This window comes from Roseateles sp. P5_D6 (genome assembly GCF_054049415.1).
Genome location: NZ_JBFUMK010000003.1, coordinates 213,268 through 237,417 on the forward strand (window position 1 = coordinate 213,268; position 24,150 = coordinate 237,417).

Below are 24,150 nucleotides of genomic sequence, written 5' to 3' on the forward strand. Positions count from 1 at the left end.
CTTCAGGTCAAGCCCTTCTCCTGCAAACTGGCCAGCACGGCCGAGAGCTCGCGCTCCACCGCCTGCAGCAGCGGCTCCAGGCCCACCGCTTCGACGCCCTGGCTGCAGGCTTCCTCCAGCGCGGTGGCGGCACGCTGCAGGGCGGGCATGCCCAGGCTGCCCGCGACGCTCTTCAGGTCGTGCGCGCAGCGCAGGGCGGCCTTGCCATCACCGCGCTCACGGGCCGCCCGCAAGCGCACGACGATGTCGCTCTCACGCTCGCGGAACAGCGCCAGCAAGCGCCGATACAGCGCCTCGTCACCCATCAGCGCGGCCAGGCCGGCGCCCATGTCCAGGGCCGCGGGCGGCGCCTGCGGCGCGGGCGCGGGCAGCGCCGGACGCACCCAGCGCGCCAGCGTGGCGAACAGCTCGTCAACGCGGATGGGCTTGGGCACATGGTCGTTCATGCCCGCCTCCAGCGCCTTCTGGCGGTCGCCGGCCATCGCGTTGGCCGTCATCGCGATCACCGGCAGGTCCTGCAGTTCCGGGCGGCGGCGCAGTTCGCGCGTCGCCTCGTAGCCGTCCATCACCGGCATCTGGCAGTCCATCAGCACGGCCTCGAAGCGCTCGCGCGCGAGGATCGCCAGCGCCTCCTGGCCGTCGCCGGCGATGTGTACGACGATGCCGGCGCGGTTCAGAAGGTCGCGCGCGAGCTCCTGGTTGATGGGGTTGTCCTCGACCAACAGGACGCGCGCGCCGGCCAGCCCGGCCTGGCGCGCCTGCAGCAGTTCGTGGCGCTGCACGTTGCGGCTGAGCCCGGCACGCGGACGGCCCAGCGCATTGGCGCAGGCGTCCAGCAGGCCCGAGGGCGTGACCGGCTTGGCCAGCAGCCCTGCCACCAGCAGCCCGCGTGCGGTGAGCTGGCGTTCGGCCTCGTCGCGGTTGAAGGCAGTCACCATCAGCACCGTCGGCGGAGCGTGCCTGCCGGCGGCCTGCCCCAGCCGTTCCAGGCAGCCGATGCCATCCAGGACCGGCATGTGCCAGTCCAGCAGCAACAGCCTGAACGGCCGGTCCTCGGCGTCGGCCTGCGCCACGGCCTGCAGTGCCGCAACGCCATCCGCCGCCGTCTCGGCCTCCAGGCCGAAGGCCGTCGCCAGCGTGTGCAGCAGCTCGCGTGCCGCCGGATGGTCGTCGACGACCAGCATGCGCATGCCGTGCAGTTCGTTGTCCTGCGGCGCTGGCGCCGCCCCGGGCTGCAGGCCCAGGGGCAGGCTGAAGTGGAAGCAGCTGCCGCGCCCGGGCTCGCTGTCCAACCCGATCTCGCCGCCCATGCGCTCCACCAGGTGGCGGCAGATCGCCAGGCCCAGCCCCGTGCCGCCGTAGCGCCGGCTGGTCGACGCATCGGCCTGCGTGAAGGGCTGGAACAGGCGCGCGACGGCCTCGGGCGCGAGGCCGATGCCGCTGTCGCACACCTCGAAGCGCAGCGTCACGCGCTGGCCTTCGCGCGCCGTCTCGGCCACCGCCACCGTGACCTCGCCCTGCTCGGTGAACTTGACCGCGTTGTTGCTCAGGTTCAGCAGGATCTGGCCCAGCCGCGACGGGTCGCCGACGAGCGCGGTTGGCAGCGTGGGCGACAGCGCGAACAGCAGCTCCAGCCCCTTTTCCTCGGCGCGCATGCCCACCAGCGTGGCGAGCTGGTCCAGCACGTCGCCGAGCTGGAAGGGGATCTCCTCGATCTCCAGCCGGCCGGCTTCGATCTTCGAGAAGTCGAGGATGTCGTTGATGATCCCGAGCAGCGACTCGGCGGCACGGTGCACCTTGTCGACGTAGTTGCGCTGGCGCGCGTCCAGGCCGGTCTGCAGCGCCAGGTAGGACATGCCGAGGATGGCGTTCATCGGCGTGCGGATCTCGTGGCTCATGTTGGCCAGGAACTCGCTCTTGGCCCGCGTGGAGGCCTCGGCGGCGTGCTGGGCGCTGGCCAGCTCTTCGGTGCGCTCGCGCACGCGCTGCTCCAGCCCTTCGGCCACCTCGCGCGCGACGCGGGTGCGCTCGTCGAGCCGCGCCTGGAGCGCGATCTCGAAATGGCGGTGCAACTGGCGCATGCGCAGGCGGTAGGCCAACCACAGCGCCGTCAGCAGCAGCACGGCGACCGCGGCGCGGAAGTACCAGGTGGCATACCACGGCGGCGGCACGTGGATCTTGAGCGGCACCGCGCTCTCGCTCCAGTCCCCGCGGGTGCCGCGCGCCTGGACGAGGAAGGTGTAGTCGCCCGGCGGCAGCATCGTGTATGTCGCGTTGCGCCGCGCGCTGTCCGTGTCGTTCCACTTCGTCTCGAACCCTTCGAGCCGGTACCGGTAGCGGGTGTGCGCCGGGTCGACATAGTTCAAGGCGGCGAAGTCGAAGGACGCGATGCTGCGCGGTTCCAGCGCCAGCGCAGAAGCAGACCAGATCGGCTGCTGCAGCGGCGTGCTGCCTGGCAGCACCGACTCGCCGAACAGGCGGAAGTCGGTCAGGAACACCGGCAACGTGCGCTTGCGGTCGACGACCTGGCCGGGGATGAACGCCACCAGCCCCTTCTGCGAGCCGAAGAACAGCTCCCCGCTTGAACTCCTGGCGGCCACCACGGGGTTCGCGAACCGGTCGGTCAGCAGGCCGTCGGACGCGCGGTAGTTCGTGAAGGTCCCGGTGCGCGGGTCGAACCGCGACAGCCCGTTCGGCGTGCTGACCCACAGCTGTCCATCGTCGTCTTCCAGGATGCCGAACACGCTGTCCGCGGGAAGGCCGGCGCGCGAGTCGTACGAGGTGAACGTGCCGTCGCGGGGATCGAGCTTGACCAGCCCGCGGAAGGTCCCGGCCCACACCGTCCCGGCGCGGTCGACGTGGACCGCATTGACGCGTTGATGGCCCGGCGGACGCGCGGCGCGGAGTTCCGCATCGAAGACCTTGAAGGTGCTCGTGCGGGGATCAAAACGGTGCAGGCCGTGAGATGACGTCGCCAGCCACAGCACACCGCTGGCGTCCTCCGTGATCGAGCGGTACTGGACCAGGGTGCCAGGCTGCGGGCTGAAGGTCGAGAACCTTTCCGTCGCCGGCTCCCAGCGGCTCAGGCCGAAGTCCGTGGCGACCCACAAGGTGTTGCCGCGATCAACCCACAGTGCCGTGATGCGGTCGTGGTTCAGCGAACGCGGGTCCGATGCGACGTGGGTGTACGCCGTGTAGCGCTGCGTGCGGCGATCGAAGCGGATCAGGCCGTTGCCATACGTGCCCAACCAGAGGTCGCCCGCGTGATCCGCAATCGCCCGGACGCCCCGCGCGAACACCGGCAGGTCGATCTGTGTCGCCTGATCGGTCGTGCGGTCGACGCGGTTCAGGCCGCGGTCCGTGCCGATCCACAGCGTCTGGTCGTTCTCGGCGTAGGCGGCAGTCACCGCGCCCTTGGCCAGACTGTGCGGGTCCGCCTGCTGGTGGCGGTAGGACCGGAAACGCGGGTGCTCGGTGTCGAAGCGGTAGACGGTCCCCGTCCTCGTCGTCGACCAGAAGCTCCCGTCGCGGTCCCGGAACAGGCCAACGACGAGGTCGCCGCGCAAGCCGTCGGGGTCGTCGGGGTCGCTCTGGTACCAGAGCGCCTGAGTGCGGTCCGGCGTCAGCTTCACGAGGCCCAGCTTGCTGGTGCCGAGCCAGAGTGCGTGGTCGTCGTCCTCCTGGATCGACACGACGCCGGAGGAGGCGTTCGGCGCCAGCCCGCCGCCCCGCAACGCATAGACGGTGACGGCGCCGCTGGCCACGTCGACCGAGGCAAGGTCCCCGCCGGAGGAGAGGCCAAACCACAGCATGCCCCGGCTGTCCAGGAACGGCTTGGACGGGAATCCCGTGGCGACGACTTTGCGCCCGGGACTGGTCTCCAACCGAATGTGTCGCCTGACCTCGCCCGAGCGCCGGTCCAGCACGTAGAGGCCCTCGGTGCTGGTGACCCAGAGCGTGCCGTCGCGCAGTGCCAGCGTCGCGATGACGCGCGTCTCGCCGAGCCCGGGCGTGTAGCGCGGCCGATGGCAGGTCGTCTTCGACGTGACCGGGTCCAGGGCCGTCACGCCGTCGTCCGTCGCGAGCCAGATCAGGCCGTCCGGGTCCTCGCTGATGTCGTGGGTGATCGCCACGGTGCCGCAGGCTTCGTTGGGTGACCGGTACTGTTTGAAGCTGCCGGTCGCAGGGTCATAGCGGCTGAGCGAATCGTCGGCGCCGATCCACAGCCGGCCCGCGTGGTCCTTGAACAGCGACTGGCCAATGATGAAGCCGACGCTGCTCGCGCGCTGGTCCGCCGGGACCTTCATGAAATCGTAGCCGTCGTAGCGCCGCAACCCGTCCTCGGCGCTCAGCCACAGGAAGCCGAACTCGTCCTGCACCATCCGCTGGACCGCCACGGACGCAAGGGGCGACGGCAGCGGGTAGAACGGCATTGGCGCGCCGGCGACGAGCGGTACGTCGACGACGCGGATGTCCTGAGCGCAAGCGGCCCTGCAGGTGGCGAGCGCAGCAAGCGCGGTGAACAACGCGACGAAATTGCATAGCCGTGCGCTGATGGCGCGCCAGCCCCTCGAACGCGCACGAAACAAATCGCCAGTCGCCAACGCCAGCCCTCCAGAGCCCCCGGAATCAAGGGCCATTGGATGTCTGTCCGGGAACCCCGGCTATCGGCATTCACCCGCTGCGCCGGGCAGGCCCGCGGCGGCGCCCCCGAGCCCCTGATGTCCATCGCCACCCCCTGACCGCACATGGCCCGGGGCGCGACGGCATCACTTCTTCTTCAGCACCGCCTTGACGGTCGCCGCGACGTTCTCGGGCGTGAAGCCGAAGTGCTTGAACAGCACGCCGGCCGGGGCGGACTCGCCGAAGGTGTCAATGCCGACAACCGCGTCGACACCGTACTTCCACCAGAAGTCGCTGACGCCCATCTCGACGGCCACGCGCGGCAGGCCCTTGGGCAGCACGCTCTTCTTGTAGTCCTTGTCCTGGCGGTCGAAAACGCTGGTCGACGGCATGGAAACCACGCGCACCTTGATGCCCTCGTCGGCCAGCAGCGCCTTGGCGGCCATGGCCAGCTGCACCTCGGAGCCCGTGGCGATGATGACGGCCTCGGCCTTGCTGTTGCCCTTGGCGCTCACGGGGTCGAATAGCACATAGGCGCCCTTGGCGATCTCGTCGACATTGGTCTTGGGCGAGTAGGTCAGGTTCTGGCGGCTCAACGCCAGTAGGCTCGGGCGCTGGGCGTTGCCGATGGCCATGGTCCAGGCGACGACGGTCTCGGTCGTGTCGGCCGGGCGCCAGACGTCCAGGCCCGGGATCAGGCGCAGCGAGGCGACATGCTCGATGGACTGGTGGGTCGGGCCGTCTTCGCCCAGGCCGATGGAGTCGTGCGTCATCACGTGGATGACGCGGGCCTTCATCAGTGCGGCCATGCGGATGGCGTTGCGGCTGTAGTCGCTGAAGGTCAGGAAGGTGCCGCCGTAAGGGATGAAGCCGCCGTGCAGCGCGACGCCGTTCATGATGGCGGCCATGCCGAACTCGCGCACGCCGTAGTTGATGTGGCGGCCGTTGTTGGGCGTGCCGTCGGCGGCGATGCGCAGGGCCGGCGTGCTGCTGGTGTTGGTCAGGTTGGAGCCGGTCAGGTCGGCGCTGCCGCCGAGCAGCTCGGGCAGGGCGAGCGTGAAGGCTTCCAGCGCCAGTTGGCTGGCCTTGCGGCTGGCGACGGTCTGCGCTTCGGCATGGGCCTTGACGACGGCGTCGACGGCGATCTGCGCGAAGTTGGCGGGCAGCACGCCGGCCATGCGGCGCTGGAATTCGGCGGCCAGCTCGGGGTGGGCTTCGGCATAGGCGTCGAAGCGGCTGTCCCACTCGGCCTCAACCTTGTCGCCACGTTCCTTGGCATCCCAGGCGGCATAGACCTCGGCCGGCACGGCGAAGGGCTCGTGTTCCCAGGCGAGGGCCGCGCGGGTCAGCTTGATCTCTTCGGCGCCGAGCGGTTCGCCGTGGGCCTTGCTGGTGTTGGCACGGTTGGGCGAGCCCTTGCCGATGGCCGTCTTGGCGATGATCAGCGTGGGCTTGTCCTGGCTCTCCTTGGCCTTGCCGATGGCGTCGTCCAGGGCGTCGACGTCATGGCCGTCCACCGGGCCGATGACGTGCCAGCCATAGGCCTGGAAGCGCTTGGCGGTGTCGTCGGCGAACCAGGGCGCAACCTGGCCGTCGATGGAGATGCCGTTGTCGTCGTAGATGGCGATCAGCTTGTTCAGCTTCCAGGCGCCGGCCAGCGACGCGGCCTCGTGGCTGATGCCTTCCATCAGGCAGCCGTCGCCCAGGAAGGCGTAGGTGTGGTGGTCGACGATCTCGTGGCCTTCGCGGTTGAAATCGCGCGCCAGCAGCTTCTCGGCCAGGGCCAGGCCCACGGCGTTGGTCACGCCCTGGCCCAGCGGGCCGGTGGTCGTCTCGATGCCCGGGGTGATGCCCACTTCGGGGTGGCCCGGCGTCTTGCTGTGCATCTGGCGGAAATTGCGCAGCTCGTCGATGGGCAGGTCATAGCCCGTCAGGTGCAGCAGCGCGTAGATCAGCATCGAGCCGTGGCCGTTGGACAGCACGAAGCGGTCGCGGTTGGCCCAGTGCGGGTTGGCCGGGTTGTGCTGCAGATGGTGGCCCCACAACGCGACGGCGATGTCGGCCATGCCCATGGGTGCGCCCGGGTGGCCGGAGTTGGCCGCCTGCACCGCGTCCATCGCGAGGGCGCGGATCGCGTTGGCCATGAGGGTGGGGGAAGCGGTCGATGCAGTCATGGCCGGGGCTTTCTTGGGGCTGAAGGGCAAAACCAGGGATTTTACGGGGGTGGTTCGATTGACTTGATCCAGCGCAAGACCGCCCGCGCGGCGAAGCGCGACGCTTGGCGCATGACCACGCCCATGCCCCTGGCCGTGCGCATCATCCGCGCCGAGCACGACGCCCTGGCCGCGATGCTGCGCACCTTGCCCCTGCTGCTCGAGGCCCAGCAGCGCGCCGGCACGCCCTGCGACTTCGGTGCGCTGCGGGCGATGCTGTTCTATGTCGACGAATTTCCAGAACGCTTGCATCACCAAAAAGAAAGCGAGCTGCTGTTCCCCAAGCTGCGCGCGCTGGCGCCCGAACTGCGCGAGACGCTGGACGAACTCGACGCCGACCATGCCCAGGGCGAACGCGCGGTGCGCGAGCTGCAGCACAGCCTGCTCGCCTGGGAGCACATGGGCGAGCCGCGGCGCATGAAGTTCGAGCAGCAGCTCAAGGTCTACACCGCCCGGTACCTGCGCCACATGCGGCGCGAGGAGACCGAGATCCTGCCGCGCGCGGCACGGCTCCTGAGCGCCGCGGACTGGGCCGACCTGGACGAAGCCTTCAGCAGCCACCAGGACCCGCTGGCCCCGCGCCCGGGCCAGCCGGTGGACGAGGCTTACGCGCCGCTACGCCAGCGCATCCTGGCCGCGCTGCCGGCGCCCCTGGGCTGGGGACCGGCGCTTTTAGGTGAACCCCCTTCGTTGAATGGCCCTGTCCAAGGGACTTGAAAGTTCCTCGATGGGCGGTTGAACGCTCCTGTCCACGGCAGCTGAAGGCTTCTCGACGTCGCGCGTCTGGCCGGCTCGCACAATAAAACGAAAGCCGACGTCACCACGGCGCTCGTCGTGGGCGATGCGGTCGACGGCGGCCGAGCGGGTCTGCGGAAAACTGTTGCGGAACGAACCGCCGCGCAGCGCGTGCCAGCCAGTACCGGCTCCTGAGGGGCCTTCCGGGTCGCCCGAGAAGTCGACCGTACGCTGCCCTGGATTCAGCAGGTCGCGACAAATCTCGGCGACGTTGCCGTGCATCTGGAACAGCCCCCATGCGTTGGGAGCCATCCCGGCGACAGGTGCCAGAGCCGAGCTTTCGGCATTCACCTCCGACGGCCCCACGTCGTCGCCGAATGCATATGCCGTTCGCGTCCCTGCCCTGCAGGCGGCTTCCCATTCGGCCTCGCTCGGCAGCCGGATTTCGCAGCCCGGCAGCCGCTGCTGCAACTGCGCCAAGAAGCCCTCGATGTCGTCGACATTGACTCCCGTGACCGGCAGCAACTCGTCGCCACCTGGGGAAGTACTTCCCATCGCCTGGTGCCAGAAACCCAGTGGGCAGGCAGTGTCCGCAATCCAGAAGCCTGCGGCCAGGCTGACCGTGCGCAACTCGCCCTCCTCCGGCGGTCCTTTGGGTGAGCCCATGGCCAGCTTGCCCTTCGGCACCCAGCGCAAACGCTGCTGCAGCCCCGCGATGTGCAATGCAGCGTGCACGCCATAGTGCTCGTCCGAGCCCAGGCTGATGCGGGCATGCGGCGCTACGCCCTCTAGCTGCTGGGTCGCGCAGGCCCAACCGCGCGGAATGGCCCACTCGGCGGCCGAGTAACTCCGCAACGTCGCCAGCCAAACGTCTTTGCCCGCGAGCAACGGCGGCGCAAGCAGGGCAAGGCCGTCACGCGCCCTCACGTCCTGCGCCCAGTCAGGCCGCTTCAGCACACGTTGCACGGGCGAGCCGAAATCGGCCAGCAGGTTAAACGCCGCCACCTGAGACAGATGAGGCCGCAACTCCTGCAGCAGGAACTGGGTCTGATCGGCCGGCGCACCCCGTTCGATCCATTCACTAAGCTGCCCCCTCAGGCGACTGGCGCGCAGCATGCCCCAAAGTGAATGTGAGATCACACGGTCGCGCAGTGCTGCGCCTTCCCGCGAAAGTGCCACCCGCACCAGCTCAAGCTCACCCGAGTTGACGGCTTCGATCAGCGCACGCTCGTTCTCTAGACGGGCTTCCCGAGGCGCGCCTGCCAGCGGCGTCGGTTCTCCCCGTTCCATCAACGTGGCCTCGGGCTCGGACACCGCATCCACCACCTCCGCCGCGGCGGGCACAACGACGATGGCCTCGGGCGCGGCAGGCGGTGCTGGCATCACCGGCGGGGTCATGGGTTCAGTCGGTTGAACCGCGACGGCTGGCATCGCCACCGTGTCCGCAGCACCCTCGAGTTCCGTGAACACCATCAGCGCCCCCAGCTGCGCCCCGGTCAGCGCCGCCTTTTCGTGCAGCTCGCCGACACGCGCCAGCAACTCCAGCAGGTCAAACCCCGAGCGGTTGTGCATGGCCGCCTCGCACAGGTCGGGCAGGCGCAGCAGTACGAGGCGGTACTGCAGCTGGGCCGGTGAATCGACACCCAGCACCTGCAACTGCAAGGCCTTGCGCAGGCCGGCGACATCGCGGAACAGCGCGTCGGTGCGCCAATCGGCCAGCGTGATCAGCAGCCTGGCGCCGTGCAGGCGCAGATAGCGGTACAAGGCCGGCGCAAACAACTGCAGCGCGCAGACGATGGCCAGCCATTCGCGCTTGCGCGGCGTCTTGGCGTCGCCGGCACCCAGAGACTCGGCCAGGGCCAGCAACGAGGTCATGCGGTGCAGCTTGCGTGGCACGCCGGGCGTGATGGCAGCCACCAACGTGGCGAGGTCGTTGGCCTGCGCGGACGCGTCGGCGAACCAGGCCGGCCACTTGTCGGCCAGGAAGTCGCGCGCCGCCGCGCCGGTGGGCCGCGGCAGCCGCACCGGCAGGTGCACGAGCTTCTCCAGGTACTCCGCACCGGTGATGGGCGTCATGCCCTCCTTGCCCTGCAGCGCGTAGTCGCGGTAGCGGTGCGCAATGCCGCGCTCGATGACCTCCTCGTCCAGCGCCAGCACGAAGGCGCAGCCCTCCACCTCCAGGAAGAGCTTGATCGCCTCCAGGACCTCGACGGCCTTGTCGGGCAGGCAGCGGTCGAGGTCGTCGACGAGAAACACCAGGTTGACCTGCACGCCCGGCGCCGAAGCCACCTCACCCGTGAAGAACCAGTCCCAGCCCGTGCGCGAATAGAAGCGCAAGGCGGGCCACAGACCCGTGCCGCGTCGAAGCAGGCGCTGCCGGTGCAGGGTCAGCGCCGAAGGGTTGCGCCCCGTGACGGCCTTGAGCTGTTCGAGGAAGTCGTAGTAGAGGCTTTGCAGCTGGCTGATGGGCGTGTCCAGCCGGCGCGCATTCGCCCTCAGGCGGCGACGCAACTCCAGCACCTCCAGGGCGCCGGGGTTGGGCTTGCCCTCGGCCGGCTTGATGGCTGGCAGCTTGAGCGCGACTCCATGGGCCGTCAGCGCCGCCTGGGCCAGGTCGCGCCCACCGTGCTGGTAGATAACCTGCGCCAGATCGCCCAGCAACATCAGCTGATCCGACAGCCGCTCATGCCGCTTGATGTCGGTGCCCAGGCTGTCGTCGATCGCCTTGCGCAGGCATTGCTGGGCGACCCGCAACAGCGGCACCAGCAGATGCTCCTCACGCTCGAAGCGCCAGGCGTTGAAGGGCACGACGACCGTCAGCACCTGCTCGCCGTTCTTCTGGCTGCGCTTGTCCAGCTCATCGCCGACGGTCTGCAGCAACCGGCTCTTGCCCGCACCCCATTCGCCGAAGACACCGATGACCAGCGCCGGCTCGGTGCTGCTGCCAGCGCCGGGCCTGAGGCTGGCCTCCAGCTCGCTCACGAGGCGCCGGGCCAGAGCTGCGTGACCGAAAGAAAGCGGGGCGGCGGGCTGCATGGCGTCGTTTCGCAAGCCGCCGCCGCGGGCCTCAGCTGCGACCTGAACGCTGCAGCGTCAGCCGCCCGCTGGCGGCCCAGCTGTCCAGCGGCCGGCGCATGTCCTGGCGCAGCTCGTCCTCGCCATCGGCCTTGGCGTCCAGCAGGCCGACCCAGGCGTTGCGGCCGGTGTCCTTGGCGTCGTACAGCGCCGCATCGGCCAGGTCGATGGCGGCATGCCAGTCCAGCGCGCGCGGCAGCCTGGGGCACAGCGGGAAGGCCGAGAAGCCGACCGAGCAGGTCAGGGTCAGGCGCAGCCCGCCGTCGAGCTCGAAGGGCTGGGCCATGATGGCCTGGCGGGCGCGTTCGGCCAGCTCGGCCGCGCGGCGGCGCGGCGTGCCGCGGGCGACGATGAGGAACTCCTCGCCGCCCCAGCGCACCAGGTAGTCGGTGGCGCGAAAGACCTGCTCCAGGCGGCCGCGCATCTGCATCAGCACGGCGTCGCCGGCCATGTGGCCATGGGCGTCGTTGATGCGCTTGAAGTGGTCGATGTCGATGAGGAAGAACAGCAGGTCCTGGTCGCTGTCGGGGTTGGCGACGAGAGCGCCCGAGGTCGGCTCGTAGTGGCGCAGAACCATGGCGACGTCGGCCGGCATCTGGCGGTCCAGGAAGCGGCGGTTGCGCAGGCCGGTCAGCGGGTCGGTGAGGCTGGCCTCTTCCAGCTCGACGGACTTGGCCGTCAGCGCGGCAGTGGCGGCCTCCAGCGCTTCGGTGCGCTCCTGCACGCGCAGCTCCAGCACGCGGCGGTGGCGCAGCAGCAGCCGCGTGCGCATGCTGACGATGGCCGCCACCAGCCCCACGGCAGCGATGACGGCCAGGGCCAGGGCCCAGCGCGTCTGCCACCAGGCGGCGCGCACGTTGACACCGATCTTGATCTCGGTGGGGCTCCAGGCGCCGTCACGATTGCTGCCCTGCACCTGCAGCTGGTAGTGGCCGGGTGACAGGTTGGTGTAGGCCGCCGTACGGCCAAGCATGCCGGCGTCGATCCAGCCGGCGTCCAGGCCCTGCAGCCGGTAGCGGTAGCGGTTGCGGCTGGGCTGGCTGTAGTCCAGCGAGGCGAAGGCCAGGCTCAGGCCCCGCTCGCCGGGCGCGAGGACGATGTCGCTGCCGTTGGCCGGCAGCGCGCGCTCCTCGCCATCGACGCGCAGTTCCGAAACGACCAGCGGCGGCTTGTACGTCCAGGGCGAGAAACGGTCAGGGTCGATGACGAGCAGGCCGCGTGCGCCGCCGAACAGCATGCGGCCGTCGTCGAGCTTGGCGTAGGCGCGGAACCAGCCGGTGCCGAGATCGGCTCCGTCGGCCGCGCCGAGTTCGCGGCGCTCGCCGCTGCGCGGGTCGTACATATTGCGCTGCGACCAGATGCGGCCCTGCTTGTCGAACAGCAGGTTGGCGCCGAACGCCCCACCGATGTCGGAGGCGCCGACGACTTCGAAGCGCGCCTTCTTGCCGTCGCTGTCGATGAGGCGGTGCAGGCCGGTGCCGGTGTCCACCCAGAGGCGCCCGGCCAGGTCGACGGCCATGCCCAGTACGGTCTGGCCGGTCAGGCCCACGGGCTCGACCCATTCGGCCACGGGCTCGTCCGACCCCGGCTTGGCGACGCGGAACAGGCCGGCCGCGCCGCCCGCCCACAGGCTGCCGTCGGGCAGGCTGGCGAAGGCATTGACCTCGCCGGTGCCGCCCACCAGGCCGGCGGTCGGGATGGCGCGCATCTGCGGGTGCTCGGGCGTCCAGCGCATCACGCCGTCCAGCGTCGCGATCCATAGCGAGCCGTCGTCCAGCGCGTGGAAGCGCCGCGGCACGGCATTGCCGCTGCGCAGGGTTTCCTTCCAGCGGCCCTGGGTGTCGAAGCGCAGCAGCTGGGTGTCGATGGCGACCCAGACGGAGCCGTCCTTGCTCTGCCCCAGTGCATTGACCCGCCCTGACGGCAGGCCGCCATTGCCCTGGGCGACCACACCCAGCGGCATCAGCTGGCGGTCGCGGCGTTCGATGCCGCCGGCCAGCGTGCCCAGCCAGATCTCGCCGTTGTCCAGCTGCAGGATGCTGCGCACGTCCAGGCCGCCCGAGACCGAGCCGATGGCCTCGCGCACCATGGACAGGCCAGGCAGCGACGGCACATGGCGCATCAGGCCGCCACCATAGCTGCCGGCCCAGACCGTGCCGGACGGATCGCGCATCAACGCGCGCACATCGCTGCGCGGCGCGGTGCCGGCGCCGGTGGCGGGCAGGCGCTCGATCAGCGCGCCGTCAACCGCGCGACGGCGCGACACGCCCGAGGCGTCGCCGAACCACAGCTCGTCGGCATCGGGCTGGGCCATGGCCATGACGGGCCAGACGCCCGAGGTGGCGCCTGGCTGGGCGCCGGGGCTGAAGGGCAGCGGCTGGCCATTGGGCGACAGCGCGCGCAGCCGCCCCTGGGCCGTGCCGACGATGATGCGGCCGTCCTGGGCCTCGCTGATCAGCGTGACGAGCTGGTCGCCGATGCCGACGTCCAGCGCTTCGATGGGGCCGTCGGGCGCCTTGCGCGCCAGGCCCCGCCAGGTGCCGATCCACAGCGTGCCCTGGCGGTCGACGAGCAGGGTCTGCACGCGCGGGTCGGGCAGGCCGTCCTCCTTGCCGCGGTGGTGGGTGAAGCGCTGGCTCTTGACGTCGAAGCGGTCCAGGCCGCCGCTGCCGCCTATCCACAGCGTGCCGTCCTTTTCCAGCGCGAAGGTGCGCACGGTATTGGCGGCGGGCGCGGTCTCGTCGGCCGACTTGCCGTCGCGCGCCCAGCGATCCCAGCGACCGGTGGCCACGTCCAGGCGCACCAGGCCGCTGTTGCCGGCGGCCACCCACATCCAGCCGCGCGGGTCGGGCAGCATGGCGCGCACGAACTGCTCGGGCAGCAGCTGGCCGTCGGGGCCGCTCAAGGGGTAGCGGCGGAAGGCATAGCCGTCAAAGCGCAGCAGCCCCTCGGGCGAGCCGGCCCACAACACGCCGCGGGCATCCAGCGCCAGTGCGGAGACAACGTTGTCCCTTACCGCGCCCGCTTCCCCGATGGGCTCGAAGCGCGGCACCACCGCCTGTGCCGCGGTGGCCAGCAGCGCCGCGGCGATCAGCAGCGCTGCAGCGCACCCTTTTGTTGTCAAGACCCTCATAACGGCATTCTCAGGCACCCAAAGGGCCTGCTTTGCCGGGTCTTGCCCTCAGAGAACGTGAATGATCACTGCGCAAGAGGCTTGGCGATGCTGTCGATGCGTTCGATGACTTCCGGGGTCAGCTTGGGCGTCACGGCCAGGGCGCCGAGGTTGTCGCGCAGCTGCTCGATGCGGCTGGCGCCCAGGATGACGGTGGACACACGCGGGTTGCGATTGATCCAGGCGATGGCGAGCTGGGCCATGCTGCAGCCCAGCTCGGCGGCGATCTCGGACAGCTTGCCGACAGCGTCGTTCCTGGCCTTGTCCTGCAGTTGCTCGCGCATCCAGCTCATGTTCTCCAGCGCGCCGCGGCTGCCGGCGGGAATGCCGCTGCGGTACTTGCCGGTCAGCAGGCCCGAGGCCAGCGGGCTCCAGGTCGTCAGGCCCAGGCCGATGTCCTCGTACAGGCGGGCGTAGTCCTGCTCGACGCGGCGGCGGTGGAAGAGGTGGTACTGCGGCTGCTCGACGATGGGCTTGTGCAGGTGGTGGCGCTCGGCAATTTCCCAGGCGGCGCGGATGTCGGCGGCGCTCCATTCGCTGGTGCCCCAGTACAGCGCCTTGCCCTGGCGGATGATGTCGCTCATCGCCCAGACGGTTTCCTCGATGGGCGTGTTCGGGTCGGGGCGGTGGCAGTAGATCAGGTCCAGATGCTCGAGCTGGAAGCGCTTCAGTGACGCGTCGACCGCCTGCATCAGGTATTTGCGGTTCAGCGTGTCCTTGCGGTTGACCGTCACGCCATCACGCTGCAGGCCCCAGAAGAACTTGCTGGAGACGATGTAGTCCAGCCGGTTCCAGCCCAGCGCCTTGAAGGCCTGGCCCATGACGACCTCGCTCTCGCCCTGGGCATAGACCTCGGCGTTGTCGAAGAAGTTGATGCCGGCGTCGAAGGCGGCGGCCAGCATCTCGGTGGCGGCCTTCGTGCCGACCTGGTTGTGATACGTGACCCAGGAGCCGAGGGAGAGTTCGGAAACCTGGAGGCCGGCGCGGCCGAGACGGCGGTATTGCATGGAGCGTTCCTGTGCGGGAGGGGCGGAAAAGCCGCAGCTTATCGGGGCCGCCCGGCCCGGCCGGTGCATGGCCACAATGGCCCCGAGCATGCCGGGGGCGAGGCGCCCGACACCCCGAGTCGCCGCGCAGCTGCATCGCCGGCAGTTATCGTTGAGCCCATGAAGCTCGCCGTCATCGGCGCCGGTCCTGCCGGCCTCGCCCTCGCCCTGCTCGCCGCCGAGCGCCTGGCAGGCGCTGAAATCCATCTCTTCGACACCCGGCCGCTGGACCGTGACGTCAGCGGCGACGCCCGCACGCTGGCGCTCAACCTCGGCAGCATCCGGCTGCTGCAGCGCCTGCACGCCTGGCAGCCCCAAAGCGCCCAGGCCATCCAGACCGTGCATGTCAGCCAGGCGCCGCCCGCGCCGATTGCCGGCGAGGTGCGCATCAGTGCCACCGAGCAGGGCCTGCCCCAGCTTGGCGCCGTGCTGCCCTATGGCGCCCTGGTCGCGCCGCTGCAGCAGCGTTGGCTGGAGTTGGCCACCGCCCAGCGCGAGCGCCTGTTCACCCGCTTCGGGACCGCCGTGCATGCGATTCGCTCGAACCTGGCTGGCGTGGAGCTGGACTGCGGCGAAGGTCCAGTCGTCGACAGCTTTGACCTCGCCGTCGTCGCCGAGGGCGGCGTGTTCGCCGAGCAGGATAGAAAGTCCATCACCAGCGACTACCACCAGAACGCCTGGGTCGGCACGGTGCGCCTGGCGCCGCCCGGCCTGCAGGGCCTGGCCATCGAGCGCTTCACACGCAACGGGCCCCTGGCCCTGCTGCCCCTGCCCGACGACGCGCAAGGCCCGCGCGCGGCCATCGTCTGGTGCCTGCCCCAGGCCGAGGACGACATCGCTACCTTGAACGACGCCCAGCGCCTGGTCGTCATCCAACAGCAACTGCCCGCCGTGGCCGGCCGGCTGACCGGCATCTCGGCGCTGAAGTGCTTTCCGCTCGGGCTGAACGCCGAGACCCGGCTGCTGCAAGGCCGGGCGCTGCGCATCGGCAATGCGGCCCAGACCCTGCACCCGGTCGCGGGCCAGGGGCTGAACCTGGGCCTGCGCGACGCCCAGGCCCTGATCGATGCATTGCGCGATGCGACGGAAACCGGCCTGGGCCTGGACGCCGTGCTGGCCCGCGTCGACTGGCAGCGCGCCCCCGACCGCTGGCCCATGATTGCCGCGACCGATTTCCTCGCCCGCAGCTTTGCCTGGCGGCTGCCGGGGCTGCCGGCGCTGCGTGGCCTGGCCCTGGCCGGCCTGGAGCTGGCCACGCCGCTGAAGAAAGCGCTGGCGCACCGCATGATGTTCGGAGGCTGATCTGGAGATCCGACCCATCCAGCCTGCCGAGATCGAAGCCGCGCGCGAGCTGCTGATCGCCAACCACTGGGGACCGCGCGTGGCCGATGCCGACGTCTTTGCGGAACTGGTCCGGCGCTCCCAGGTGGCCCTGGCCGCCGTGGACGACGACGGCGAGGTCATCGGCTTCCTGCGCGCCATCACCGACGGCCTCTTCAACGGCTATATCTCCATGGTCGTCGTAGCGGACTTCCACCGCGGCCGCGGCGTCGGCAGCGCCCTCGTCAAGGCGGCCATCGGCGACAACGACGAGATGACCTGGGTGCTGCGCGCCGGCCGCGACGGCGTGGCCACCTTTTACGAAAAGCTGGGCTTTCAGGTCTCCCAGGTGGCCATGGAACGCAAGCGCAAATCCTGAAAGCATCGATGCGACACGCTCTCCTTCTGACCCTGCTGCTGGCCACGACCGTGCCGACCCAGGCCCAGGCCCAGCTCATCCCGCCGGGCAAGGCTATCGCTGGCGCCACGCAGGAGGAATGGTCCAAGCGCTGGTGGCACTGGGCCTTGTCATTCGACGAAGAGGACAGCCCCGTGGCGGACACCGACGGCAGCCTGTGCGCCAGCGGCCAGTCCGGGCCGGTCTGGTTCCTGGCTGGCACCTATGGCACAAAGCGCACGGTGCGCCGCTGCAGCATCCCGGTGGGCAAGACGCTGTTCTTCCCGCTGATCAACTTCATCGCCTTCCCGCCCGACGATGAGCGTGAGGCCTGCGCCTCGCTGATGCTGCGCGCCGAGTCCCTGACCGAGGCGCCCGCGGCCCTGGTGCTGGATCTCAACGGCAAACGCTTCGCGGGGCTGGAAGCGCACCGCCAGGCCACCAAGGGCTGCTTCCTCGTCGCGCCTGACGACGACGCGCCGGCTGCCGGCAATGGCTACTACGTGGCCCTCGGGCCGCTCAAGCGCGGCCGCTACACGCTGAACTTCGGCGCCATCCTGCCCAGCATGTCGCAGGCCGTGACCTATACGCTTGACGTGAAGTGACCCCGTCATGCCGCGGGTGAAAACTCCCGCCAGCGGCACGATCATGACGCACCGGCTGTTTTCCGAGGCCTGAAAAGCCGGGCAGAGCGGCCGCTTTTGTTGCCCTGCCCAGCCGCGCCTGGGCCTAGCATGGGACACCCATGTCGCGCCCTGCCCTGCTTCCCGCCGCCCTGCTGGCCCTGTTGCTGGCCGGCTGCGGCACGCCCAGCCAGCCCCTGCCCATGGCGATCAGCCCGGCCGAGGCGCTGCAGATCCGTGGCTGGGTGCCGGATGCGCTCAAGGCCCAGGTCGGCGTCGCTGCCGTCAAGGGCGGCCAGGAGACCGGCCGCTGGTGGGGCTCCAAGGTCAGTGCCCTGGCACTGCAGCAGGCGCTGGAAGAGTCTCTGCATGCCGTCGGCATGAAGCCGCTGTCGCCCGAGCCGGCGCCGCGCTTCGAGTTGCAGGCCGAGCTGCTGCAGCTGGACCAGCCCCTGGTGCCCGCCGTCGGCGTGACCGTCGGCGTGGCGGTGAGCTACACCCTGGTCGACAAGGCCAGTGGCAAGCCGGTCTACCAGCGGCGCGTCGCCAACACCGACGAGGCCCGCTTCAGCGAGGCCATCGTGTCGCCCAACGAGCGGCTGCGCATCGCCAACGAGCGCGCGCTGCGAGCCAACATCGACCTGCTGCTGCGCGACCTGGTCACGCTGCGGCCGTGACCTCGTGCCGGCGCCGACCGGCCGTCAGCCACAGCGCCAGCGCACACAGTAAGCCCAGCGCGCTCGCGGTGCCGAAGAAGGCCATCATCGGCCCGTAGCCCGCCGGGTTGGCCGCGCCAGCGCCGGCTTGGTCGTTCAACCAGCCGGCCATCAGGTTGGCACCGCTGACACCCGCGTTCTGCGCCACCCACATGAGGCCGATGGCCGTGCCGAAGCGCGCCGGGGCAACGAGGCGACTGGTCAGCGGCCACATGACGGCCGGCACCAGCGAGAAGCTGACGCCGATCAGCGCCGTCGACACCCACAGGGACCAGTCCGTCAGTGCCATGACGGCCAGCGCCAGCGGCAACAGCAGCGCCCCCAGGGCCAGGAAAGGCGCATAGCGGCCAAGCCGGTCGCACAGCCAGCCGAAGGCCGGCGTGGCGAACACCGCGGCCAGGAAGACATAGCTGTTCATTTCGCCTGCCGTGGCCAGGTCCAGACCATGCGTGTGCTGGAAATACTTGATCGAGAAGGTGCTGCGAAAGGCCAGGATGACCGAGTACCACAGCACGCACAGCGCCAGCAGATACCAATAGGCCTTGCCGAAGTGCAGCAGGTCGCGCAGCACGAAGCGTTCGGCCGCCGGTGCGGCTGACACCCCACGCTGAGCGCCACGGTCCACCCACCAGTAGGCCAGCGACGCCACGAACGACGTCGCAGCGAGGGTGGCGGCGATGACCAGCGGCGGCTGCCAGCCCTGGGCGTAGGCGCTGGCGAACCAGGTCGGCGACATGTCGGCGCCAAAGGAGCCCAGGCGCCCGATCGCCAGCGCCAGCCCCATCGCGAAGGCGACGGTGCCGCCGGCGAAATACTGCGCGATGGCCGCCAGCGTGGCGATGCCGAAGGTCTCGGCGCCGATGCCGAACAGCAGCCGGCCGGTCGCCATGCCGGCGAAATTGGGGCTGAAGGCGGTCAAGGCCGCGCCAGCCAGGCAGATGGCCGCCGTCCACAGCGTCATGCGCGCGGCGCCGAAGCGGTCCACCAGCACCCCGCCGACAAGGATGAGCACGATATTGGGCAGGCTGTAGATCGCGTTCAGCAGGCCGATCTGGCTGTCGCTGAAGGCGCGCTGCTGCTGCAGCAGGTCGGCCACCGGGCCGATGGAGTCGTAGACGTAGTAGTTGCCGAACAGCGCCAGCGCCACCAGCGCACCCACCAGCCAGGCCGTGGAGCGGCTGGCCATCTTGTCAGTCATGGGGAATCCTTTGCAGACGCCGCTCGCAGGCCCGGAGCGGCGGAGTGCGCCGATTCTCGACGCGCCTGCTCAGAGCTTGCGGTGGGCCAGGGCCGGCAGCTGCTGGCGCACCTGAGTCAGGCGCGCCGGGTCCACGTCGGCGACGACGACGCCCTCGCCTTCGGCCAGCACGCTGAGCACCTGGCCCCAGGGGTCGATGACCATGCTGTGGCCCCAGGTGCGGCGGCCGTTGGCATGCTGGCCGCCCTGGGCGGGGGCGACGACGTAGCACTGGTTCTCGACGGCGCGGGCGCGCAGCAGCAGCTCCCAGTGCGCCTGGCCGGTCGTGTAGGTGAAGGCGGCCGGCACGGCGAGCAGGTCACAACCGGCATAGGCGCGGTAGAGCTCAGGGAAACGCAGGTCATAGCAGACCGACAGGCCGACCTTGATGCTGCCGGTGTCGAAGCTGGTGGGCTGGTTGCCAGACTCCAGCACGCGGCCCTCGTCATAGCTCTCGCGGCCGTTGTCGAAGGCGAAGAGGTGGATCTTGTCGTAGCGCGCGACGCGCTCGCCGTCGGGCGAGAACACCAGTGTCGAGTTGCGCACGCGCTCAGTCGTTGTCGACCTGATCGGCAGCGTGCCGCCGATGAGCCACAGGCCGAGGTCGCGCGCGGCGCTCGCCAGCATGGCCTGGATGGGGCCTTCGCCCTCGGTCTCGGCCAGGGCCAGCTTGTCGCTGTCGTGCATGCCCATCAGGCAGAAATACTCCGGCAAGGCCGCGAGCTGGGCGCCGCGGCGGGCGGCGTCCTCCAGCAGGCGGCGCGCCGCGCCGAGGTTGGCGGCCACGTCGGGGCCGGAGACCATCTGGACTGCTGCGATCTTCATGTCAGCGTCGCCCGGCCGCCCGTAGGCGCTGACGCGCCCCCTCGGGGGGCAGCGAATGAAATGAGCGTGGGGGCATTCATAGCGCTGATGCTAGCCGCTCGATGTCCGCTGGGTTGTTAAGCCAGGAAAATGAAGCGCGCACGATGCCGTCCAGGCCACGGGCCTGCATGTCCAGCGGCGTGTAGGGCACGCCGTTGGCGCCGACATGGATGCCTTGCTGAGCCAGGCGCGCGCGGGTCGCCGGGGCTGCCTCGCCTTCGACGGTGAAGCTGACCAGGCCCGAGCGCGTGCCGTTGCCGAGGTCGTGCACGCGGACGTGGGGCAGCTCGGCCAGGCGTTGGCGCAGCCGGGCAGCCAGGCCCTGCACATGCACGGCGATGGCTTCGATGCCGATTTCCAGTGCTTCGGTAATGGCCACCTGCAAGGCCAGTCGCAGCGCCACCGGTTGCTCCGCCGTTTCGAAATACCCTCCCGAGACGTCCACCCAAGGCGGTTCCAGCTGATTCAGGAAGCCTTTGCGCACATACAGCAACGCCGTGCCGCGTGGCCCGCGCAGATGCTTGCGGCCGGCGCTCTTCAGCACATCGCAGCCCAAGGCCTGCACATCCACCGGCAACTGCCCCACGGCTTGGCCGGCATCGATGAAATACGGCACGCCGGCCGCGCGCGCCACCTGGCCCAGGGCGGCAGCGCCGTTGATGAGGCCGCCATTGGCGGGCAGCCAGGTCAACGAGATCCAGCGCACGCGCTCGTCAATCAGCGCCGCGCTGGCCTCGGCGTCGACGCTGCCGTCTTCACGGCAGGGCAGCACCTCGACGCTGGCACCGCTGCGCTGGTAGGTCGCCAGATTGCCGCCCCATTCCTGGCGACCGACCAGGATGCGGTCGCCGTGGCGCAGCGGCGTCTTGTGCGTGAAGGCCGACCAGGCCGCGCCAAAGGCGGCCGAACCGCTGCTGAGAAAGGCAACCTCGTCCGTGCCAGCGTTCAACAGCCGTGCGGCGTCCTCGCGCAGGCGCTGCAGTTGGGGCGCGACCGCGTCCCCGGCCTCCATCGGCCCGAGGCGAGATTCCAGCGCCAGATGTGCCTGCAGGGCCGCGAGTGCCGCCGCCGACATCGGCGAGGCGCCGGCATGGTTGAGCAGCAGGTGCCCGGTCACGACACCAGCTCCACCAGCGCCTCGACCTCCACCGCCGCACCCGCCGGCAGGCTGGCCACACCGATGGCCGCGCGCGCATGCCGGCCGCGCTCGCCCAGGGCGGCCACGACAAGGTCGGACGCACCGTCGGCCACGGTGCTGTGTTCGGTGAAGCCCGGCGACGAAGCGATGAACACGCCCAGGCGCAGCACCTGGCGCACGCGGCCCAGGTCGCCACCGACAGCCGCGTCCAGCACGGCCAGCAGCTTCAGCGCGGCGACCTCGGCCTCGGCGCGGCCGGCTGATGCGTCCAGCGCGCCGCGACCGGGCGTACCGATCTGGCCGGCGATGACGAGCAGGCCTTTGCCTTCGCGGTGGTGCAGATAGTTCGCAGCAGGTTCGCCGAGGTCGGGCAGGGTGTGGCCGAGGCTGGCCAGGCGGTCTTGCAAGGTGGTCATGGCTTGAGCAGCAATTTGCCCTGCGTCGCACGCGACGCGAGCAGTTCATGGGCGCTGGCCGCGTCCGCCAGCGGGAATTCGGCATGGATGCGCAGCTGCACGGCGCCGCTGAGCAGCGCATCGAACACGGTTGCCGCACGCGCGCGGCGCTTGGCCGCATCGGGCAGGAAGTGGGGCAGCACGGGCCGCGTCAGCGTCAGGCTCTTCTTCTGCAGCGCCAGCACGTCGACCGGCTCGGGCTGGCCGCTGGCCGCGCCGAAAAGCACGAGATGGCCGCCCATGCGCAGCACATCCAGGCTGCCGGCGAAGGTGGAGCGGCCTACCGAGTCGAAGGCGACCGCCACGCCGCGCGCCGCCGACAACCAGTCGCCGTCCGCGAGCAGGGGCACGGCGCCCAGGCCACGCAGCCAGTCGGCCTTGGCAGCGTTGGACACCGTGCCGAAGACCGGATGGCCGCGTGCAATCAGCCACTGCACCAGCCAGCCGCCCACGCCACCGGCCGCGGCATGCACGAGGACGGGCTCGCGCGCCGGCAGCCGCGCGACGTCGTCGAGCAGCATCGCCGCCGTCAGGCCATGCTCCAGCGCCGCAGCGGCGTCACGCAGCGACAGCGCATCGGGCACACGCACCAGATGCTCCAGCGGCACGGCGAGATGGCTGGCATAGGCACCTTGCACGCCGGTCGTGAAGGCGACGCGATCACCGAGCTGGAACTCGGCGCCTGGCGTGACGTCGACGATCTCGCCCGCCCCCTCCAGGCCGAGGCGCCAGGGCAGGCTGATGTTGGGATAGCGGCCTTCGCGCTGATAGAGGTCGACAAAGTTGATGCCGGCGTAGTCGATGCGCACGACCGCCTGGCCGGGCATGGCCTCCGGCATCGGCAGCTGCTGCAATTCCAGCACCTCGGAGCCACCGAACCGGTGGACAAGAATGGCTTGTGCGGGCATGGCTTTGATCTCCAGCGTTAACGTCGCGCCACTGTCGGCCCCACCCGCCCGCCACACCAGCGAGGCTTTCGCACACCGGCTGTGCCGATTTCTCAAGACCATGCGCGAACGCCTGCCACCCCTGTTTTCCCTGCAAGCCTTCGAGGCCGCCGCCCGCCTGGGCAATTTCAGCCGCGCCGCCGCCGAGCTGCATCTGACGCCCGGCGCCATCAGCCGCCAGGTGCGCCAGCTGGAAGACTGGTGCGGCCAGACCCTGTTCGAGCGCGTGGGCAACCAGATGCGGCTGACGGCCGAGGGCCGCGAGCTGCTGGCGCGCCTGGGCGGGCCGCTCGCGGCCCTGCACGAGGCGGTCTACCCCGAGCCAGAAGAGGCACGCACGACGCTGCAGATCGCCACTCTCGGTTCTCTCGCTCGCGCCTGGCTGCTGCCGCGGTTGCACGGCTTCATCGCGGCCGCGCCGGCGGTGCGCCTCATCGTGCAGACCGACTACGCGCTGGTGCGCCCGGCGCCACGTGTGGCCCTGGTGGCGCTGCGCCATGGCCGGCCCGAGGACGGCGGCGAGCTGCTGTTCGAGGACAGCCTGCTGGCGGTCGCCGCGCCAGCGGTGGCCCACGCGCTCGGGCCGGATGCCATGCGCTGGCCTGCAGCGCAGATGCTCAGCCATGTGACCGGCGACGCGCCGCTGTGGCAAGCCGCGGCCGGTGTCTCCGCACAACCCGAAGGGCCGGCCTTCAACGATGCCGGCGTCACGCTGGACGCGGCCGAGGCCGGCCTGGGTGTGGCGGTCACGCGTCTGTCGCTGGCGCTGCCGCGGCTGCGCGTGGGCACGCTGGCGCAGGCGCACGCGCTGCTGCTGCCGTCGCCACGCGCCAACCTGCTGGTCATCCGCGAGGACGCCGCAGCCCTGCCCGTCGTGAAGCGCTTCGCGGCTTGGGTGCGCCAGGAGGCCGCCCTCACCGCCGCAGACTTGAAAGCCTACACACCGGCCTGAACTGACCTCGATGAGCCAGGCCGGACTGTTCGACGATCTTGCGCCGTCGCCGGGCGCACTGCCCGCCGGCTTGCGCTACGACGCAGGCTTTCTGTCCGCCAGCGAAGAAGCGACCCTCATCGCCATCGTGCAGGCGCTGCCGCTGCAGGAAGCGAAGTACAAGAGCTATACCGCACGCCGCCGCGTCGTCAGCTTCGGCGGCCAGTTCGATTACGACAGCAACGAACTGCGGCCGTCGTCACCCCTTATCGCCGAGCTGCAGCCGCTGCGCGAGCGGGTCGCCCGCTGGGCCGGTGTCGCCGCACAAACCCTGGTGCATGTCCTCGTGGCCGAGTACGCGCCCGGCACGCCGCTGGGCTGGCACCGCGACGTGCCGGATTTCGAGGACGTCTTTGGCGTGTCGCTGGGCAGTGAGGCGCTGCTGCGTTTCAGGCCCTATCCGCCACAAAACCCGAAGCGCGAGGACATCATCAAGCTGAACGTTGAACCGCGCTCCCTCTACGCGCTGCAAGGCGCGGCACGCTGGGGCTGGCAGCACAGCGTGGCGCCGGTGGACGCCCTGCGCTGGTCGATCACGTTCAGGACTGCGCGGCAGAAGTCACGCCCGCCGGCATGACGCCCCAGGGGCTGCGGCATG

At 70.1% G+C, this 24,150-nt stretch carries 17 protein-coding genes; 7 read left to right on the forward strand and 10 right to left on the reverse strand.

Annotated features, from left to right (window positions below):
• Nucleotides 1–2: 2 nt before the first annotated feature.
• Both ACXJKM_RS05065 and tkt read right to left on the reverse strand, forming a co-directional pair.
• Complete coding sequence (locus ACXJKM_RS05065; protein WP_457350707.1) at nucleotides 3–4,526, reverse strand: response regulator; 4,524 nt, start codon at nucleotides 4,524–4,526, stop codon at nucleotides 3–5.
• A 243-nt stretch (nucleotides 4,527–4,769) separates the two neighbouring features.
• Nucleotides 4,770–6,797: a transketolase gene (gene tkt, locus ACXJKM_RS05070; protein WP_056201247.1), complete on the reverse strand. Its 2,028-nt coding sequence runs from the start codon at nucleotides 6,795–6,797 to the stop codon at nucleotides 4,770–4,772.
• Nucleotides 6,798–6,908: 111 nt separating this feature from the next.
• On the opposite strand from tkt, the gene ACXJKM_RS05075 reads away from it, so the two are divergent.
• Nucleotides 6,909–7,553, forward strand: coding sequence for a hemerythrin domain-containing protein (locus tag ACXJKM_RS05075; protein ID WP_457350709.1), 645 nt, complete (start codon nucleotides 6,909–6,911; stop codon nucleotides 7,551–7,553).
• Here the strand turns inward: ACXJKM_RS05075 and ACXJKM_RS05080 are convergent.
• The 3 genes from ACXJKM_RS05080 to ACXJKM_RS05090 form a co-directional block, all read right to left on the reverse strand.
• Complete coding sequence (locus tag ACXJKM_RS05080) at nucleotides 7,509–10,553, reverse strand: P-loop NTPase fold protein (protein WP_457350711.1); 3,045 nt, start codon at nucleotides 10,551–10,553, stop codon at nucleotides 7,509–7,511. The genes ACXJKM_RS05075 and ACXJKM_RS05080 overlap by 45 nt on opposite strands.
• Nucleotides 10,554–10,638: 85 nt before the next feature.
• Nucleotides 10,639–13,779, reverse strand: coding sequence for a diguanylate cyclase (locus ACXJKM_RS05085; RefSeq protein WP_457350713.1), 3,141 nt, complete (start codon nucleotides 13,777–13,779; stop codon nucleotides 10,639–10,641).
• A 65-nt stretch (nucleotides 13,780–13,844) separates the two neighbouring features.
• A complete protein-coding gene (locus ACXJKM_RS05090; protein ID WP_457350715.1) occupies nucleotides 13,845–14,825 on the reverse strand; it encodes a potassium channel beta subunit family protein in 981 nt (326 codons plus the stop codon).
• 159 nt (nucleotides 14,826–14,984) lie between these two features.
• Here ACXJKM_RS05090 and ACXJKM_RS05095 point away from each other — a divergent pair, with 159 nt between their 5' ends.
• The 4 genes from ACXJKM_RS05095 to ACXJKM_RS05110 all read left to right on the forward strand — a co-directional run bounded on the left by ACXJKM_RS05095 (nucleotide 14,985) and on the right by ACXJKM_RS05110 (nucleotide 17,881).
• Nucleotides 14,985–16,166 carry an FAD-dependent monooxygenase gene (locus ACXJKM_RS05095; protein WP_457350717.1) on the forward strand — a complete coding sequence of 394 codons (1,182 nt, stop codon included), beginning with the start codon at nucleotides 14,985–14,987 and terminating at the stop codon, nucleotides 16,164–16,166.
• Nucleotides 16,167–16,245: 79 nt separating this feature from the next.
• The gene (locus ACXJKM_RS05100; protein ID WP_457350719.1) at nucleotides 16,246–16,563 is read left to right on the forward strand and encodes a GNAT family N-acetyltransferase; all 318 of its coding nucleotides are present in this window, start codon (nucleotides 16,246–16,248) and stop codon (nucleotides 16,561–16,563) included.
• Nucleotides 16,564–16,571: 8 nt separating this feature from the next.
• Nucleotides 16,572–17,186, forward strand: coding sequence for a hypothetical protein (locus tag ACXJKM_RS05105; RefSeq protein ID WP_056199805.1), 615 nt, complete (start codon nucleotides 16,572–16,574; stop codon nucleotides 17,184–17,186).
• Between the two features lie 140 nt (nucleotides 17,187–17,326).
• Entirely contained in the window at nucleotides 17,327–17,881 is a 555-nt protein-coding gene (locus ACXJKM_RS05110) for a hypothetical protein (RefSeq protein WP_056199808.1), read from the forward strand.
• Here ACXJKM_RS05110 and ACXJKM_RS05115 read toward each other — a convergent pair.
• From ACXJKM_RS05115 to ACXJKM_RS05135, 5 genes are all read right to left on the reverse strand, one after another.
• Nucleotides 17,865–19,118: an MFS transporter gene (locus ACXJKM_RS05115; protein WP_457350721.1), complete on the reverse strand. Its 1,254-nt coding sequence runs from the start codon at nucleotides 19,116–19,118 to the stop codon at nucleotides 17,865–17,867. The two genes, ACXJKM_RS05110 and ACXJKM_RS05115, sit on opposite strands and share 17 nt — an antisense overlap.
• Nucleotides 19,119–19,187: 69 nt before the next feature.
• Nucleotides 19,188–19,982: a carbon-nitrogen hydrolase family protein gene (locus ACXJKM_RS05120; protein ID WP_056199814.1), complete on the reverse strand. Its 795-nt coding sequence runs from the start codon at nucleotides 19,980–19,982 to the stop codon at nucleotides 19,188–19,190.
• Between the two features lie 76 nt (nucleotides 19,983–20,058).
• The gene (locus ACXJKM_RS05125; RefSeq protein ID WP_056199816.1) at nucleotides 20,059–21,138 is read right to left on the reverse strand and encodes an aminotransferase class V-fold PLP-dependent enzyme; all 1,080 of its coding nucleotides are present in this window, start codon (nucleotides 21,136–21,138) and stop codon (nucleotides 20,059–20,061) included.
• Nucleotides 21,135–21,575 carry a RidA family protein gene (locus ACXJKM_RS05130; RefSeq protein WP_056199819.1) on the reverse strand — a complete coding sequence of 147 codons (441 nt, stop codon included), beginning with the start codon at nucleotides 21,573–21,575 and terminating at the stop codon, nucleotides 21,135–21,137. Before ACXJKM_RS05130 ends, ACXJKM_RS05125 begins: the two co-directional genes overlap by 4 nt.
• Nucleotides 21,572–22,522 carry a quinone oxidoreductase family protein gene (locus ACXJKM_RS05135; protein WP_457350724.1) on the reverse strand — a complete coding sequence of 317 codons (951 nt, stop codon included), beginning with the start codon at nucleotides 22,520–22,522 and terminating at the stop codon, nucleotides 21,572–21,574. Before ACXJKM_RS05135 ends, ACXJKM_RS05130 begins: the two co-directional genes overlap by 4 nt.
• Here ACXJKM_RS05135 and ACXJKM_RS05140 point away from each other — a divergent pair.
• Both ACXJKM_RS05140 and ACXJKM_RS05145 read left to right on the forward strand, forming a co-directional pair.
• Nucleotides 22,521–23,513 (forward strand): LysR family transcriptional regulator, encoded by a 993-nt coding sequence (locus ACXJKM_RS05140; RefSeq protein WP_457350726.1) that lies wholly within the window; start codon nucleotides 22,521–22,523, stop codon nucleotides 23,511–23,513. The genes ACXJKM_RS05135 and ACXJKM_RS05140 overlap by 2 nt on opposite strands.
• Before the next feature lie 10 nt (nucleotides 23,514–23,523).
• Nucleotides 23,524–24,129: an alpha-ketoglutarate-dependent dioxygenase AlkB gene (locus tag ACXJKM_RS05145; protein WP_457350728.1), complete on the forward strand. Its 606-nt coding sequence runs from the start codon at nucleotides 23,524–23,526 to the stop codon at nucleotides 24,127–24,129.
• Nucleotides 24,130–24,150 lie beyond the last annotated feature (21 nt).

Excerpts from the sequence above, each read along its gene's own strand:
- ACXJKM_RS05090 (WP_457350715.1), bottom strand. The coding sequence starts at position 14,825 with ATGCAATACCGCCGTCTCGGCCGCGCCGGCCTCCAGGTTTCCGAACTC.
- ACXJKM_RS05120 (WP_056199814.1), bottom strand. The coding sequence starts at position 19,982 with ATGAAGATCGCAGCAGTCCAGATGGTCTCCGGCCCCGACGTGGCCGCC.
- ACXJKM_RS05145 (WP_457350728.1), top strand. The coding sequence starts at position 23,524 with ATGAGCCAGGCCGGACTGTTCGACGATCTTGCGCCGTCGCCGGGCGCA.
- tkt (WP_056201247.1), bottom strand. The coding sequence starts at position 6,797 with ATGACTGCATCGACCGCTTCCCCCACCCTCATGGCCAACGCGATCCGC.
- ACXJKM_RS05075 (WP_457350709.1), top strand. The coding sequence starts at position 6,909 with ATGACCACGCCCATGCCCCTGGCCGTGCGCATCATCCGCGCCGAGCAC.
- ACXJKM_RS05115 (WP_457350721.1), bottom strand. The coding sequence starts at position 19,118 with ATGACTGACAAGATGGCCAGCCGCTCCACGGCCTGGCTGGTGGGTGCG.
- ACXJKM_RS05095 (WP_457350717.1), top strand. The coding sequence starts at position 14,985 with ATGAAGCTCGCCGTCATCGGCGCCGGTCCTGCCGGCCTCGCCCTCGCC.
- ACXJKM_RS05135 (WP_457350724.1), bottom strand. The coding sequence starts at position 22,522 with ATGCCCGCACAAGCCATTCTTGTCCACCGGTTCGGTGGCTCCGAGGTG.
- ACXJKM_RS05140 (WP_457350726.1), top strand. The coding sequence starts at position 22,521 with ATGGCTTTGATCTCCAGCGTTAACGTCGCGCCACTGTCGGCCCCACCC.
- ACXJKM_RS05110 (WP_056199808.1), top strand. The coding sequence starts at position 17,327 with ATGTCGCGCCCTGCCCTGCTTCCCGCCGCCCTGCTGGCCCTGTTGCTG.
- ACXJKM_RS05105 (WP_056199805.1), top strand. The coding sequence starts at position 16,572 with ATGCGACACGCTCTCCTTCTGACCCTGCTGCTGGCCACGACCGTGCCG.
- ACXJKM_RS05130 (WP_056199819.1), bottom strand. The coding sequence starts at position 21,575 with ATGACCACCTTGCAAGACCGCCTGGCCAGCCTCGGCCACACCCTGCCC.
- ACXJKM_RS05085 (WP_457350713.1), bottom strand. The coding sequence starts at position 13,779 with ATGAGGGTCTTGACAACAAAAGGGTGCGCTGCAGCGCTGCTGATCGCC.